This window comes from Streptomyces sp. NPDC101152 (assembly GCF_044768275.1).
Classification (GTDB): Bacteria; Actinomycetota; Actinomycetes; order Streptomycetales; family Streptomycetaceae; genus Streptomyces.
Genome location: NZ_JBIWPO010000001.1, coordinates 446823 through 462398 on the forward strand (window position 1 = coordinate 446823; position 15576 = coordinate 462398).

Consider the following 15576-nt stretch of genomic DNA (forward strand, 5'->3'; position numbering starts at 1 on the left):
ACCGGTGTCCCCGTGGGGAGGCAAGTACCGCGCACCCCACCGGGCGCGGGCCTACATTGGTCGTACGTCATCGCCGACGCCCCCCGGAGCCCACCATGCCGGTCATGCACACCCTCGATGCCGCCGACCTCCTGCGGCGGCAGGACCCCGAGCTGGCCGAGATCCTGCTCGGGGAACTCGACCGGCAGTCGACGACCCTGCAGCTCGTCGCCGCCGAGAACTTCTGCTCGCCGGCCGTGCTCGCGGCCCTCGGGTCGCCGCTGGCCAACAAGTACGCCGAGGGGTACCCCGGCGCCCGGTACCACGGCGGCTGCGAGATCGTGGACGTCGCCGAGCGGCTCGCCATCGAGCGGGCCAAGGCCCTGTTCGGCGCCGAACACGCCAACGTCCAGTCCCACTCCGGCTCCAGCGCCGTGCTGGCCGCCTACGCCGCCCTCCTGCGGCCCGGTGACACCGTCCTCGCTCTCGGGCTGCCCCACGGCGGCCACCTCACCCACGGCTCGCCCGCGAACTTCTCCGGCCGCTGGTTCGACTTCGTCGGCTACGGCGTGGACGCGGAGACCGGCCTCGTCGACTACGACCAGGTCCGCACCCTGGCCCGCAACCACCGCCCCAAGGCGATCGTGTGCGGCTCCATCGCCTACCCCCGCCACTTCGACTACGCCCTCTTCCGCGAGGTCGCCGACGAGGTGGGCGCGTACCTCATCGCCGACGCCGCCCATCCCATCGGGCTCGTCGCCGGGGGAGCGGCGCCCAGCCCGGTGCCGTACGCCGACATCGTCTGCGCCACCACGCACAAGGTGCTGCGCGGGCCGCGCGGCGGGATGATCCTGTGCGGCGCCGAACTCGCCGAGCGCGTCGACCGGGCCGTGTTCCCCTTCACCCAGGGCGGCGCCCAGATGCACACGATCGCCGCGAAGGCCGTCGCGTTCGGCGAGGCGGCGACGCCGGCTTTCACGGCGTACGCCCATCAGGTGGTCGCCAACGCGAGGGTGCTGGCGGCCGGGCTGGCGGCGGAGGGGCTGGTCGTGACGACGGGCGGCACGGACACGCACCTGATCACGGCCGATCCGGCGCCCCTGGGCGTCGACGGCCGCACCGCCCGCGGACGGCTCGCGGCGGCCGGGATGGTGCTGGACTGCTGCGCGCTCCCGCACGGCGACGCCCGCGGGCTCAGGCTCGGCACGGCGGCCGTCACCACGCAGGGCATGGGCGCGGAGGAGATGGCGTACATCGCCACCCTGTTCGCCGCCGTGCTGCGCGGCGAGACGGAGAGCCAGAAGGCGCGTGATCAGGTACGCGAGCTGGCCGGTAGATTTCAGCCGTATCCCGGCTGAGCGGGGGTAGGCGCACCTGCGTAAAACGTGTGGGATGCCTGCGGACACAGGCAGGCGTGCAACCATCGTCGCTACCCGGAAGTCCCCACACGTATGCGTCCCTCGCTAGGGTGTGGGGCTGAGATGGCCAGCGAGACCTGTGGGGAAGCCTGTGCGTGAATACCTGCTGACGCTCTGCATCACGGCCGCGGTGACGTATCTGCTGACAGGGCCGGTACGGAAGTTCGCGATCGTGGCCGGAGCGATGCCGGAGATCAGGGCCCGTGACGTGCACCGGGAACCCACTCCGCGGCTCGGCGGTATCGCGATGTTCTTCGGGCTGTGCGCCGGTCTGCTGGTCGCCGACCACCTGACCAACCTCAGCCAGGTCTTCGAGAAGTCCAACGAGCCGCGGGCGCTGCTGTCGGGCGCGGCGCTCATCTGGCTCATCGGCGTCCTGGACGACAAGTTCGAGATCGACGCCCTGATCAAGCTGGGCGGCCAGATGATCGCCGCCGGCGTGATGGTCATGCAGGGCCTGACGATCCTGTGGCTGCCGATCCCGAGCGTCGGCAACGTCGCGCTGACCCAGTGGCAGGGCACCCTGCTGACGGTCGCGCTGGTCGTCATCACCATCAACGCGGTGAACTTCGTCGACGGCCTCGACGGCCTCGCCTCCGGCATGGTCTGCATCGCGGCCGCCGCGTTCTTCCTTTACGCCTACCGCATCTGGTACTCGTACGGCATCGAGGCCGCCTCCCCGGCCACGCTGTTCTCGGCGATCCTCATGGGCATGTGCATCGGCTTCCTGCCGCACAACCTGCATCCGGCGCGGATCTTCATGGGGGACTCCGGCTCGATGCTCATCGGCCTGGTGCTGGCCGCGGGTGCGATCTCCATCACGGGACAGGTCGACCCGGACGCGCTGCAGCTGTACGTGCACTCCGAGAAGGCGGCCGTGCACCAGACGGTGCCGGTCTACATTCCGCTGCTGCTGCCGCTGACGATCATCGCGGTGCCGACCGCCGACCTGGTGCTGGCGATCGTCCGCCGCACCTGGCGGGGCCAGTCGCCGTTCGCCGCCGACCGCGGGCACCTGCACCACCGGCTGCTGGAGATCGGCCACTCGCACAGCCGGGCCGTGCTGATCATGTACTTCTGGTCGGCGCTGATCGCCTTCGGCGCGCTCGCCTACTCGGTCAACTCCGCGTCAATGTGGATCGTGCTCGGCATCGTGTTCCTCAGCGCGATCGGCCTCGTCCTGCTCCTGCTGCCGCGCTTCACCCCGCGTGCCCCGCGCTGGGCCGAGGCCTTCCTGCCGCCCCGCTACCGGCGCCGCCGGGCCCTGGCCCGCGCCGCGTCAGCCTCCGTGCAGGCCACGGGAGTTGAGGCGGCGGGCGCGTCCGCCGCGGACGCGGAGCCGTGCGCTCCGGTCGTTGCCGGTGTGGCAGGAGTCAACGGAGCGACCGCCCTCGGCACCCGGCAGCCGACAAGGTAAGAATCTGACGAGAGCATTGCCAAGTCGTGGGGGAGTAAAGTCCCCCAATACCAGACAAAGTACCCGGATTTTTGCACAGACGGGCACTGTCACTCTCATGTGTGACAGCGAGCACACCTTCTAGGTAAAGACCACATCAAATAGTTTGTGATAGCGTTCACTACCAGTTGAGTGAAGCGCCGAAAGGCCTTGGCGGAACGGCCCTCTGGCCCGAAGCGCCCGCACCTCCTCGCGTTAACCTCTGCACTGCACCGGAGCACCGATCGGTGACCCCCGGTCACACGTCTACATACGACCCCCACTTCCGTTGGAGCCGTCCGCATGCAGCCAAACGATGTCCGGATCCTCCGGGGCGCAGCGCTCGTCGCCGCCCCCGTGGGAGTCGTCGCCACCGTGGTCAGTGCGATCGTCGCCGGCGAGAAGGGTCTGGTCGGCGCGCTGGTGGCCCTCGCGGTCGTGGCCGGCTTCTTCGGTGGCGGTTCCGCCGCTCTGATGCGCCTCACCCAGGACAAGCCGCAGGTGGCCATGACGGCCGGACTGCTCGTCTACGCCGTGCAGATGCTGCTCATCGGCGTCTTCGTCATCGCCTTCGGCAAGACCACTCTGTTCAACGGCCGCGCCTTCGCTCTCAGCCTGCTGGTCACGGCCCTGGCCTGGGTCGGTGGCCAGGTCAAGCAGAGCCTCACCAGCCGCATGCTCTACGTGGATCCCGTGCCCTCCGTGCCTGCCAAGGGGGCGGACCCGGCCAAGGCGGAGTCCCGTGATGCGGCGTAGGGGGCACGTAAAGGCGGTACATCCCGATCTGCTATCGTCCCAAAGCGCTTCCGGTGGGGGTTGCTTCCGCTTCTCGGGCGGGGCAGGACATCGCCTCCACGGTCGACGGCGGACTCGGACCGACAGCTGTGATCACAGCACGCAATCCGAGCGGCCGGGCCCTCGGCGGATGCGCCCCACGGACTGCGGCGGCACCGTCACACCACCACGTCCCCAGTGCCGATCAGCGGCCTCACCAGCCGCGCTGACACACAAGGTTGCCGTTACTTATGCGTCACGACGAAGGAGTCACGGGTGAGTGCCCACATGCTGCTCGCTGAAAGCGGCTGCCACATCAATGCTGACTGTGCCTTTCCCGCGCCGGGCCTTCACTCGTTCAACTTCCAGCCGATCTTCAGCGTCGGCGGCTTCGACTTCACGAAGCCGATGCTCCTGACGATCATCTGCATGCTCGCCGTGATCGGCTTCTTCTTCGCCGCCTTCCGCAAGCCGAAGCTGGTGCCCGGGAAGCTGCAGCTCGTCGGCGAGATCGGTTACAACTTCGTCGCGCGCAGCATCGCCCTCGAAGTGATCGGCAAGAAGGGCAGCAAGTACGTCCCCTTCCTCACGTCGATCTTCTTCTTCGTGTGGATCATGAACGTGATGTCCATCATCCCGCTGGCACAGTTCCCGGCGACCTCGCGTTTCGCGTACCCGGTGGTGCTCGCCGCGCTCGTGTACGTCACGTACATGTTCCTCACGTTCAAGACGCACGGGTTCAAGGGCGGCGTCAAGAACCTGGTCTGGCTCGACGGTCTGCCGAAGCCCCTCGTTCCGCTGATCGTCCTGCTCGAGTTCTTCTCGAACGTGATCCTGCGCCCGTTCACCCTCGCGGTGCGACTGTGGGCCAACATGTTCGCCGGTCACATGCTGATCGTGATGTTCAGCGTGGCGACCTGGTACCTGCTCACGCCGTCGATCATGTCGGCCGTCGCCGGTGGCTCGTTCCTGCTGGCGCTCGCCATGACCACCCTGGAGGTTCTGATCCAGTTCCTTCAGGCGTACATCTTCACGCTCCTCGCCTCGATCTACATCCAGGGAGCGCTCGAAGAGGGTCACTGACCCTGCTGCACCCCTCCCGCTCCACCGCCGTCGGGAAGCCCTCCTGGCGGACCGCATCGCACACATCACAAAAGGAAGACAGGGAAATGTCTGCCGAGCTCGTTAACCTTGCTGCCGCTTCCGTCGCGGGTCGTATGGGCGCGATCGCCTACGGTCTGGCCGCCATCGGCCCCGGTGTCGGCATCGGTCTGGTCTTCGGTCACTCCATCGAGGCCATGGCCCGTCAGCCCGAGGCCATGCCGATCATCCGCACCAACATGTTCCTGGGCTTCGCGCTCTGTGAGGTGCTGGCTCTGCTCGGTCTGGTCGTCCCCTTCGTCTTCAGCAGCTGACGACCAGTAGCCACTCTCGACGAAAGGTTCAGACATGATGGCCTTCCTGGCTGAGGGAGGAGCGGAGAATCCGCTCATTCCCGCCACCCCGGAATTGATCGTCGGCCTGATCTGCTTCTTCATCGTCTTCGGCGTCCTCGGCAAGAAGCTCCTGCCCAACATCCAGAAGACCCTGGAGGAACGGCACGACGCGATCGAGGGCGGCCTGGAGCGTGCGGCCACCGCGCAGGCCGAGGCGCAGCAGATTCTTGAGCAGTACCGGGCTCAGCTCGCCGAGGCCAGGCACGAGGCCGCACGCCTGCGCCAGGAGGCGACCGAGCAGGGCGCCGTGATCATCCAGGAGATGAGGGCGGAAGGCCAGCGGCAGCGCGAGGAGATCATCGCCGCCGGTCACGCGCAGATCGAGGCCGACCGCAAGGCCGTGGTCGCCGCCCTGCGTCAGGACGTGGGCACGCTCGCCACCGACCTGGCCGGCAAGCTGGTCGGTGAGTCCCTCGAGGACCACGCCCGGCAGAGCCGTACCATCGACCGCTTCCTCGACGGGCTCGAGGAGAGCGCGGCGAAGGCCGAGGCCCGGCCATGAACGGAGCGAGCCGCGAAGCGCTCGCCGCCGCGCGAGACCGTCTCGAGGCCCTGACCGACTCGTCGGCGGTCGACGCCAAGCAGCTCGCCGAGCAGCTGGCCGCCGTCACCGAGTTCCTCGACCGTGAGGTGGCGCTGCGTCGGGTCCTGACCGACCCGGTCCAGTCCGGTGAGGCCAGGGCCGAGCTCGCGGGCCGGCTGCTGGGCGGACACCTCGACGGTCCGGCCCTCGACCTGGTCACGGGCATGGTCCGGGCGCGCTGGTCGCGTTCGCGTGACCTCGTCGACTCGGTGGAGGAGCTTGCGGCCACCGCCGACCTGACGGCGGCTCAGCAGGCGAACGTGCTCGACGACGTCGAGGACGAGTTGTTCCGGTTCGGCCGGATCGTCCAGTCCAACGCCGCGCTGCGCGCCGCGCTGACCGACCGGGCGGCGTCCGTCGAGGCCAAGACCGAGTTGCTGCACAGCCTGCTCGGCGGCCGGGCCAACCCGGTCACGGAGCGGCTGGTCGTGCGCCTTGTGACGCGGCCGCGGGGACGTAGCCTGGAGGCAGGCCTCGAGGCCATGTCCCGGCTCGCCGCGGCTCGCCGGGGCAGGGCGGTCGCCGTCGTCACCTCGGCGGTACCGCTCACGGACGGGCAGAAGCAGCGCCTCGGCGCTGCGCTGGCGAAGCTGTACGGACGCCAGATGCATCTGAACCTCGACGTGGACCCCTCGGTCCTCGGCGGGATCTCCGTACGGGTCGGCGAAGAGGTCATCGACGGCACGATCGCGGAGCGCCTCGCAGAGGCGTCGCGGCGGTTGGCCGGCTGACGGCCGGTCGGCCACCAAGAAGAACAGCGGCCCGGTTGGGTCGTGCAGAAACTGCAGAAGATTGCTGGGGGCCCGCGGCACAGCCGCTGAGGCAAACAGCCCCAGACCCCCAAAGACTTCGGGCCCAACAAGGAGAGCAGGGAACCCAGATGGCGGAGCTCACGATCCGGCCGGAGGAGATCCGGGACGCGCTGGAGAACTTCGTCCAGTCGTACAAGCCGGACGCGGCCTCGCGCGAGGAGGTCGGTACGGTCACCCTTGCCGGCGACGGCATCGCGAAGGTCGAGGGCCTCCCCTCGGCCATGGCCAACGAACTGCTGAAGTTCGAGGACGGGACCCTGGGTCTCGCGCTGAACCTGGAAGAGCGCGAGATCGGTGCGGTCGTCCTCGGCGAGTTCAGCGGCATCGAGGAGGGCCAGCCGGTGCAGCGCACCGGTGAGGTGCTCTCGGTCGCCGTGGGCGAGGGCTACCTCGGTCGCGTCGTCGACCCGCTCGGCAACCCGATCGACGGTCTCGGCGAGATCGAGACCAGCGGCCGTCGTGCCCTCGAGCTGCAGGCCCCCACGGTCATGCAGCGCAAGTCGGTGCACGAGCCGATGGAGACGGGCTACAAGGCCGTCGACGCGATGACCCCGATCGGCCGCGGCCAGCGTCAGCTGATCATCGGTGACCGTCAGACCGGCAAGACCGCCCTGGCCGTCGACACGATCATCAACCAGCGCGACAACTGGCGCACCGGCGACCCGTCGAAGCAGGTCCGCTGCATCTACGTCGCCATCGGTCAGAAGGGTTCCACGATCGCCTCCGTGCGTGGCTCCCTCGAAGAGGCCGGCGCCCTGGAGTACACGACCATCGTCGCCGCCCCGGCGTCCGACCCGGCCGGCTTCAAGTACCTGGCGCCCTACACCGGTTCGGCCATCGGCCAGCAGTGGATGTACGAGGGCAAGCACGTCCTCATCATCTTCGACGACCTGTCGAAGCAGGCCGACGCCTACCGTGCCGTGTCCCTGCTGCTGCGCCGCCCGCCGGGCCGCGAGGCCTACCCGGGTGACGTCTTCTACCTGCACTCCCGTCTGCTGGAGCGCTGCGCGAAGCTCTCCGACGACATGGGCGCCGGCTCGATGACCGGTCTGCCGATCGTCGAGACCAAGGCCAACGACGTCTCCGCGTTCATCCCGACCAACGTCATCTCCATCACCGACGGCCAGTGCTTCCTGGAGTCCGACCTGTTCAACGCCGGCCAGCGCCCGGCCCTGAACGTCGGTATCTCGGTCTCCCGTGTCGGTGGCTCCGCCCAGCACAAGGCGATCCGCCAGGTCTCCGGCCGGCTGCGCGTCGACCTCGCCCAGTTCCGTGAGCTGGAGGCGTTCGCCGCCTTCGGTTCCGACCTGGACGCCGCGTCGAAGGCCCAGCTGGAGCGCGGTCAGCGCATGGTCGAGCTGCTCAAGCAGCCGCAGTACCAGCCGATGGCCACCGAGGACCAGGTCATCTCCATCTGGGCCGGCACCACCGGCAAGATGGACGACGTGCCGGTGGGTGACATCCGCCGCTTCGAGAAGGAGCTGCTTGAGTACCTGCACCGCAAGGAGCAGGGCCTCATGACCTCCATCAAGGAGGGCGGCAAGATGTCGGACGACACCCTGCAGGCCATGGCCGACGCGGTCGCGGAGTTCAAGAAGCAGTTCGAGACCGCCGACGGCAAGCTGCTCGGCGAGGACGCTCCGGCCGCTGCCGCCAAGTGACGTAAGGAAGGGACCTGACTCATGGGAGCCCAGCTCCGGGTCTACAAGCGTCGCATCCGATCCGTCACCGCGACCAAGAAGATCACGAAGGCGATGGAGATGATCGCCGCCTCGCGCGTCGTCAAGGCGCAGCGCAAGGTGGCGGCCTCCACGCCTTACGCGACCGAGCTCACCCGCGCGGTCACGGCCGTCGGTACCGGTTCGAACACCAAGCACCCGCTGACCACGGAGGCGGAGTCGGCGACCCGCGCCGCGGTGCTGCTCCTCACGAGCGACCGCGGTCTGGCCGGCGCCTTCAACTCCAACGCCATCAAGGCGGCGGAGCGGCTCACCGCGCGCCTGGAGGCCGAGGGCAAGGCGGTCGACACGTACATCGTCGGCCGCCGCGGTATCGCCCACTACAACTTCCGCGAGCGCGTCATCTCGCACTCGTGGACCGGTTTCACGGACGAGCCCTCGTACGCGGACGCGAAGCAGATCGCGGGGCCGCTCATCGAGGCCATAGAGAAGGACACGGCGGACGGCGGGGTGGACGAACTCCACATCGTCTACACCGAGTTCGTCTCGATGATGACGCAGACGGCGGTCGACGGCCGCCTGCTGCCGCTGCGCCTCGAGGACGTGGCCACCGAGTCCTCCGCGGCCGGCACGGACACGCCCGCGAAGGGCGAGGCCCGTCCGTTGTACGAGTTCGAGCCGTCGGCGGAGGACGTCCTCGACGCCCTGCTGCCGCGCTACGTCGAGAGCCGTATCTACAACGCGCTGCTCCAGTCGGCTGCCTCCAAGCACGCCGCCACCCGCCGCGCGATGAAGTCGGCGACCGACAACGCGGGCGAGCTGATCAACACGCTCTCCCGCCTTGCCAACGCGGCCCGCCAGGCCGAAATCACCCAGGAGATCAGCGAGATCGTCGGTGGCGCGAGCGCCCTGGCCGACGCGACCGCGGGGAGTGACAAGTAATGACGACCACTGTTGAGACGGCCGCTGCCACGGGCCGCGTCGCCCGGGTCATCGGCCCGGTCGTCGACGTGGAGTTCCCCGTCGACGCGATGCCGGAGATCTACAACGCGCTGCACGTCGAGGTGGCCGACCCGGCCAACGCCGGCGAGAAGAAGATCCTGACCCTCGAGGTCGCCCAGCACCTGGGTGAGGGCCTGGTCCGGACGATCTCCATGCAGCCCACCGACGGTCTGGTCCGCCAGGCGACGGTGACCGACACGGGCGCGGGCATCAGCGTCCCGGTCGGTGACTTCACCAAGGGCAAGGTGTTCAACACCCTCGGTGAGGTGCTGAACGTCGACGAGAGCTACGAGGGCGAGCGCTGGTCCATCCACCGCAAGGCCCCCGCGTTCGACCAGCTCGAGTCGAAGACCGAGATGTTCGAGACGGGCCTGAAGGTCGTCGACCTCCTCACCCCGTACGTCAAGGGCGGCAAGATCGGTCTGTTCGGTGGTGCCGGTGTCGGCAAGACCGTGCTGATCCAGGAAATGATCATGCGTGTCGCCAACCTCCACGAGGGCGTCTCCGTCTTCGCGGGCGTCGGCGAGCGCACCCGTGAGGGCAACGACCTCATCGCGGAGATGGAAGAGTCCGGCGTTCTGGACAAGACCGCGCTGGTCTTCGGCCAGATGGACGAGCCCCCGGGCACCCGTCTGCGCGTCGCGCTGGCCGGCCTGACCATGGCCGAGTACTTCCGTGACGTCCAGAAGCAGGACGTGCTGTTCTTCATCGACAACATCTTCCGCTTCACCCAGGCCGGTTCCGAGGTCTCCACGCTGCTCGGCCGTATGCCGTCCGCGGTGGGTTACCAGCCGAACCTGGCCGACGAGATGGGTCAGCTGCAGGAGCGCATCACCTCGACGCGTGGTCACTCGATCACCTCGATGCAGGCGATCTACGTCCCCGCGGACGACCTGACCGACCCGGCCCCGGCCACCACCTTCGCCCACCTCGACGCGACGACGGTTCTCTCCCGTCCGATCTCCGAGAAGGGCATCTACCCGGCCGTGGACCCGCTGGACTCCACGTCCCGCATCCTGGACCCGCGGTACATCGCGCAGGACCACTACGACGCCGCGATGCGCGTCAAGACGATCCTGCAGAAGTACAAGGACCTCCAGGACATCATCGCGATCCTCGGTATCGATGAGCTCGGCGAGGAGGACAAGCTCGTCGTCCACCGTGCCCGTCGTGTGGAGCGCTTCCTGTCCCAGAACACCCACGCCGCCAAGCAGTTCACCGGCGTGGACGGCTCGGACGTTCCGCTGGACGAGTCGATCGCCGCGTTCAACGCGATCTGCGACGGCGACTACGACCACTTCCCCGAGCAGGCGTTCTTCATGTGCGGTGGCCTGGAGGACCTCAAGGCCAACGCCAAGGAGCTCGGCGTCTCCTGAGCCCTGTGCTCGTGTGAGGGGGCGGGCGCGTCCCGCCCCCTCTGTCACGCCCACTAGACTTGTAACCAACACCCGGCGAAACCGTCGGGTGGTGACCCGAGGAGCCCCCCCTTGGCTGCTGAGCTGCACGTCGAGCTGGTCGCTGCCGACCGCCAGGTCTGGTCCGGTGAGGCCCGTCTGGTCATCGCTCGCACCCCCTCCGGCGACATCGGCGTCATGCCCGGTCACCAGCCGCTGCTCAGCGTGCTGGAGTCGGGTCCCGTGACCATCCGTTTGAGTGATGGTGGGACGGTCGTCGCCGCGGTGCACGGCGGTTTCATCTCCTTCGCGGACAACAAGCTGTCGCTGCTGGCGGAGATCGCGGAACTCGCGGACGAGATCGACGTCCAGCGCGTGGAGGCGGAACTGGCACGCGCGAAGGCGGAGGGCGACGACGCCGCCGAGCGCCGCGCGGACGTACGACTGCGTACGGCGGCGACGAGCTGAAGCCGCGCGAGACTGTATGACGTCACTCAGCCGCGGTCGGCACCGGAGCAATCCGGAGCCGACCGCGGCTGAGGCAGATATAGGTGTTTTTTCCGTTCCGTTACCTATTTTCGGTACCTAGGAGACGAGGAGGTCGGTGTCGATGGTCCTCGCTCTGACTGTGTGCGGAGTCGTCGTGGCCCTGGTGGTGCTGGGGCTCTTCGTCTTCGGGCTGCGCCGCAGACTGATCCAGCGCTCCGGGGGCACCTTCGACTGTTCCCTGCGCTGGGACGTTCCCGAGAAGACCGACACCAGCGGCAAGGGCTGGAGCTACGGAGTCGCCCGCTACAACGGCGACCGCATCGAGTGGTACCGCGTCTTCTCCTACGCCTACCGTCCCCGCCGCGTCCTGGAGCGCGCCGCGATCGAGGTCGCCGGCCGCCGCCTCCCGGAGGGCGAGGAGGAACTGGCCCTTCTCTCCGACGCCGTCGTCCTCACCTGCCTGCACCGGGGAACGCGCCTCGAACTCGCCATGAGCGAGGACGCGCTGACCGGTTTCCTCGCGTGGCTGGAGGCAGCCCCGCCCGGACAGCGAGTGAATGTGGCGTAGCCACATTCACTCGCTGGGTGGGGTCCCCCCGGACGAAGTCTGGGGGAGCGTCAGCGTGGCTTGATTTAGAGGTTATCGCTGATGGCGCTCACCAGCTCTCCGTTGCTGGTGTCGCCGCTGAACTCCCAGAAGAACGCGCCGCCCAGGCCCTGGGACCTGGCCCAGTTCATCTTCCCGGCGATCGTGCTCGGTGTGTCGTAGGACCACCAGTTGCTGCCGCAGTGGGCGTAGGCCGTGCCCGCGACGGTGCCGGTGACCGGGCAGGACGTCTTGAGGACCTTGTAGTCCTCGATGCCCTGCTCGTACGTTCCCGCCGCGGCCCCCGTGGCGGTGCCGCCGGGCGCGTCCTGGGTCACGCCCGTCCAGCCGCGGCCGTAGAAGCCGATGCCGATGAGCAGCTTGCTCGCGGGCACGCCGATCGCCTTGTACTTGGCGATCGCGTCGGCCGTGGTGAACCCGGCCTTCGGGATGCCGGAGTACGAGGTGAGCGGGGAGTGCGGGGCCGTGGGGCCCTGCGCGTCCCAGGCGCCGAAGAAGTCGTACGTCATCACGTTGAACCAGTTGACGGAGTTCGCGGCGCCCGCGTAGTCGGCGGCCTCGATCTTGCCGCCGGCCGAGCCGTCGGCGGTGACGGCCGCGGTGACCAGCTTGCTCGTGCCGAACTTGGCGCGCAGCGCGGCCAGCACGTTCTTGAAGGCGGCGGCCCCGCTGGTGTCGCAGGACAGGCCGCAGGCGTTCGGGTACTCCCAGTCGATGTCGATGCCGTCGAAGACGTCGGCCCAGCGCGGGTCGTTGACGAGGTTGTAGCAGGAGTCGGCGAAGGCGCTGGGGTTGGCCGCGGCCTGGGCGAAGCCGCCGGACCAGGTCCAGCCGCCGAAGGACCACAGCACCTTGAGGTTCGGGTACTTGGCCTTCAGCTCACGCAACTGGTTGAAGTTGCCCCGCAGCGGCTGGTCCCAGGTGTCGGCGACGCCGCTGACGGACTGGTCGGCGGTGAACGCCTTGTCGTAGTCGGCGTAGGAGTCGCCGATCGCGCACTGGCCGTTCGTCACGTTGCCGAAGGCGTAGTTGATGTGCGTGATCTTCGCGGCCGAGCCGGAGGTCACCAGGTTCTTGACGTTGTAGTTGCGGCCGTAGATGCCCCACTCGGTGAAGTAGCCGAGCTTGACCTTGTCGCCGGTGGGCGGGGGCGTGCTCGGGCCGCCGGTGGTGTGGACCGCGACCGCGCCGCTGGCCGGCCCGGTCTGGTCGGCGGTGTCGCGGGCCTGGACGGTGTAGGAGTAGTCGCTGCCCGCGGTGAGGCCGGTGTCGGTGTACGAGGTCGTGGTCACGGTGGCGACGACCTTGCCGTCGCGCAGGACGTCGTAGTTCTTGACGCCCTTGTCGTCGGTGGCGGCGCTCCAGCTCAGCTTTACCGAGGTGTCGGTGATCGAGGACGCCGTCGGGGTGCCGGGCGCGGAGGGCGGGTTGTCGCCGGGGACGGTGGTGCCGCCGTCACAACTGCCGCCGTTCAGGGTGCAGTTGCTCGGTGCGCCGGAGCCGGTGCCGTTGAAGCCGAAGGAGACGGAGGCGCCCGGGGCGAGGGTGCCGTTGTAGGACTTGTTCTTGGCGGTCCAGTGGGTGCCGGAGCTGGTGACGTCGGCGTCCCAGGCCGAGGTGACGGCGGTGCCGGAGGGGAAGTCCCAGGCGATGGTCCAGGAACTGATCGCCGTGGAGCCGGTGTTGGTGACGGTCCACTTGCCCTCGAAGCCGGTGCCCCAGTCCTGGGTCTTGGCGTAGGTGGCCGTCGCGGTGCCCGCGGCCTGGGCGGAGCTCGCGAGGCCGACCAGTCCGGCCAGCGGGAGCAACAGGGTCGCGAACCCTGCCGCGGCTCGGTGTCTGAAGCGCATGACGCGCCTCCTTAGGGGGAGTTGGGGCGTGACTGAGCCTTCACGCCCACGGTGCCGCGAGAATAGAAAGGTCTGGACCACGGGTCAAGAGGTCTGGACCAATCGCTGTGGGCGACCTCTAGATCCCCAACTCCTGTGCCAGTACGGCGGCTTGGACCCGACTGCGCAGATCCAGCTTCCCGAGCAACCGGCTGACGTGCGTCTTCACCGTCGCCTCGGCCATGTCGAGGCGGGACGCGATGGCCGCGTTGGACAGCCCCTCGCCGAGACAGGCCAGCACTTCACGCTCGCGCCGGGTGAGGACGTCGAGCACCGCCGGGTCCCGCGACGGCCGTACCGGCCTGGCGGCGAACTCGGCGATCAGGCGGCGGGTGACGGCCGGGGCGACGATCCCTTCTCCGCGCGCGACCGTCCGCACCGCGTCCAACAGGTCCTTCGCCTCCGTGCTCTTGAGCAGGAAACCCGCGGCGCCCGCGCGCAACGCCCCGAACACGTACTCGTCGAGATCGAAGGTGGTCAGGACGAGAACGTCCGCGAGCCGCTCCTCGACCACCGTCCGGGTCGCCGACACACCGTCCAGACGCGGCATCTGAACATCCATCAGGACCAGGTCCGGCCGCACCTCCCGCGCCAGCGCCACCGCCCGCTCGCCGTCCGGCGCCTCGCCCACCACCTCGATGTCGGGCGCGCTGCGCAGGATCAGGACCAGCCCGGCGCGGACGGCGGACTGGTCCTCGGCGACCAGGACGCGGATCATTCGACGGCTCCTTCGGCGAGGGGAAGAGCGGCGTGCACGGCCCACAGCCCGCCGTCGGGACCGGCCTCGAACGTGCCGCCCAGCAGCGCGGCCCGCTCCCGCATGCCGGTGAGTCCGGCGCCGGACCCGGGTGCGCGCGGGCCGCCCCGCTCGCCGTACGGGCTGGTCACCCGGATGTCGAGGTGGCCGTCGCGCCGGGTGAGCGTCACCGTGACCCGGCCTGGGCAGGCGTGCTTGAGGGCGTTGGTCAGGGACTCCTGGACGATGCGGTAGGCGGCGAGTTCGACGGGGGTGGGTACCTGGCCGTGCCCGGCTTCGAGGGCGACGTCGAGGCCGTTGGCGCGGGCGGTGTCGACGAGGGCGGCGAGGCCGTCGAGGGAGGGGACCGCGCTGGGCTCGCCGTCGCCGTCCCGCAGGATGCCGATCAGCCGCCGCATCTCCGAGAGCCCTGCCACGCTGTTCTCCCGGATGACGGACAGCGCCTCCTCCGAGGTGCCCGGTTCGTCGATCGACAGCGCGGCCGTGGAGTGGATGGCGATCGCGGAGAGGTGGTTGGCGACCAGGTCGTGCAACTCGCGTGCCATCCGGGCCCGTTCGGCGGCGACGGCCTGCGCCCGGTCCATCTCCGCGAGCAGCGCGGTCTGTTCGGCGCGCAGCCCGGCGGCCTCGGCGGCGTCACGGTGATTGCGGACGATCCAACCGGTGGCCGCCGGCGCGAACGCCACGATGCCGGTCACCACCCCGATCAGCAGCGCCTGGGGCACCCGCCACACCGCCAGCGGCACCAGCGAACCGGCCACCGTGAGCAGCCCGGTGATCCACGGGATGCGCCGCGCTGAGGCGGGCGAACCGTACAGGACGGCCGCGTACACCAGGTCGGTGAACATCAGCACCGTGGCCAGGCTGCCCTGGGTCACCACGTCGGCGCAGACAGCGGCCGTGCCCGTCAGCAGGGCGGTGCGCGGGGCGGTGCGGCGCAGCAGCTCGCACGCGGCCGTCACGGTCAGCGGCAGCAGGATCGGCCAGGGCCCGTCGAAGAGCGTGACCGGGTCGGAGGCCGGCCGGGTGGTGGAGCCGATGCCCGTCAGCAGCAGCCCGCCGAGCAGCCCGCCCACCGCGACGAACACGTCGAAGCGGTGTGGTCGCGGCAGTCGGAGGGCCATACCCCCATCCAACACGCCCCGCCCACCGCCCGCCTGCTCCCCGGGAACGGTCCCCGACTGCATCTTTCGATGTACCGCGACCTCCTCAGCGACGACGACGAAAGTCGCCGCGACCGCCGGGAGCCTGGAGGTAGGAGG

Annotated in this window: 15 protein-coding genes; 12 read left to right on the plus strand and 3 right to left on the minus strand. The window is 69.1% G+C overall.

Annotated features, from left to right (window positions below):
- Positions 1-95 precede the first annotated feature (95 nt).
- From glyA to ACIRVK_RS02190, 12 genes are all read left to right on the plus strand, one after another.
- On the plus strand, positions 96-1337 hold the full coding sequence (glyA, locus tag ACIRVK_RS02135) for a serine hydroxymethyltransferase (protein ID WP_404242989.1): 1242 nt from the start codon (positions 96-98) through the stop codon (positions 1335-1337).
- A gap of 151 nt (positions 1338-1488) precedes the next feature.
- On the plus strand, positions 1489-2814 hold the full coding sequence (locus tag ACIRVK_RS02140; RefSeq protein WP_404242991.1) for an MraY family glycosyltransferase: 1326 nt from the start codon (positions 1489-1491) through the stop codon (positions 2812-2814).
- 321 nt (positions 2815-3135) lie between these two features.
- Positions 3136-3588 (plus strand): hypothetical protein, encoded by a 453-nt coding sequence (locus ACIRVK_RS02145; protein ID WP_404242993.1) that lies wholly within the window; start codon positions 3136-3138, stop codon positions 3586-3588.
- Positions 3589-3882: 294 nt separating this feature from the next.
- Positions 3883-4689: a F0F1 ATP synthase subunit A gene (gene atpB / locus ACIRVK_RS02150; protein WP_404243150.1), complete on the plus strand. Its 807-nt coding sequence runs from the start codon at positions 3883-3885 to the stop codon at positions 4687-4689.
- Positions 4690-4775: 86 nt separating this feature from the next.
- The gene (gene atpE / locus ACIRVK_RS02155) at positions 4776-5021 is read left to right on the plus strand and encodes an ATP synthase F0 subunit C (protein ID WP_016438241.1); all 246 of its coding nucleotides are present in this window, start codon (positions 4776-4778) and stop codon (positions 5019-5021) included.
- 34 nt (positions 5022-5055) lie between these two features.
- Positions 5056-5604 (plus strand): F0F1 ATP synthase subunit B, encoded by a 549-nt coding sequence (locus tag ACIRVK_RS02160; protein WP_404242995.1) that lies wholly within the window; start codon positions 5056-5058, stop codon positions 5602-5604.
- Positions 5601-6416, plus strand: coding sequence for a F0F1 ATP synthase subunit delta (locus tag ACIRVK_RS02165; RefSeq protein WP_404242997.1), 816 nt, complete (start codon positions 5601-5603; stop codon positions 6414-6416). Before ACIRVK_RS02160 ends, ACIRVK_RS02165 begins: the two co-directional genes overlap by 4 nt.
- Before the next feature lie 149 nt (positions 6417-6565).
- Positions 6566-8158 (plus strand): F0F1 ATP synthase subunit alpha, encoded by a 1593-nt coding sequence (gene atpA, locus ACIRVK_RS02170; protein ID WP_404242999.1) that lies wholly within the window; start codon positions 6566-6568, stop codon positions 8156-8158.
- 21 nt (positions 8159-8179) lie between these two features.
- Positions 8180-9118: a F0F1 ATP synthase subunit gamma gene (locus ACIRVK_RS02175; RefSeq protein ID WP_404243001.1), complete on the plus strand. Its 939-nt coding sequence runs from the start codon at positions 8180-8182 to the stop codon at positions 9116-9118.
- Positions 9118-10554: a F0F1 ATP synthase subunit beta gene (gene atpD / locus ACIRVK_RS02180; protein ID WP_404243003.1), complete on the plus strand. Its 1437-nt coding sequence runs from the start codon at positions 9118-9120 to the stop codon at positions 10552-10554. Before ACIRVK_RS02175 ends, atpD begins: the two co-directional genes overlap by 1 nt.
- A gap of 111 nt (positions 10555-10665) precedes the next feature.
- Positions 10666-11040: a F0F1 ATP synthase subunit epsilon gene (locus ACIRVK_RS02185; RefSeq protein WP_404243005.1), complete on the plus strand. Its 375-nt coding sequence runs from the start codon at positions 10666-10668 to the stop codon at positions 11038-11040.
- 142 nt (positions 11041-11182) lie between these two features.
- Positions 11183-11629: a DUF2550 domain-containing protein gene (locus ACIRVK_RS02190; RefSeq protein WP_059192320.1), complete on the plus strand. Its 447-nt coding sequence runs from the start codon at positions 11183-11185 to the stop codon at positions 11627-11629.
- A gap of 65 nt (positions 11630-11694) precedes the next feature.
- Here ACIRVK_RS02190 and ACIRVK_RS02195 read toward each other — a convergent pair whose 3' ends face one another.
- The 3 genes from ACIRVK_RS02195 to ACIRVK_RS02205 all read right to left on the minus strand — a co-directional run bounded on the left by ACIRVK_RS02195 (position 11695) and on the right by ACIRVK_RS02205 (position 15438).
- A complete protein-coding gene (locus tag ACIRVK_RS02195; protein WP_404243007.1) occupies positions 11695-13518 on the minus strand; it encodes a glycosyl hydrolase family 18 protein in 1824 nt (607 codons plus the stop codon).
- Between the two features lie 118 nt (positions 13519-13636).
- A complete protein-coding gene (locus ACIRVK_RS02200) occupies positions 13637-14275 on the minus strand; it encodes a response regulator (protein WP_404243008.1) in 639 nt (212 codons plus the stop codon).
- A complete protein-coding gene (locus ACIRVK_RS02205; RefSeq protein WP_404243010.1) occupies positions 14272-15438 on the minus strand; it encodes a sensor histidine kinase in 1167 nt (388 codons plus the stop codon). Before ACIRVK_RS02205 ends, ACIRVK_RS02200 begins: the two co-directional genes overlap by 4 nt.
- Positions 15439-15576 lie beyond the last annotated feature (138 nt).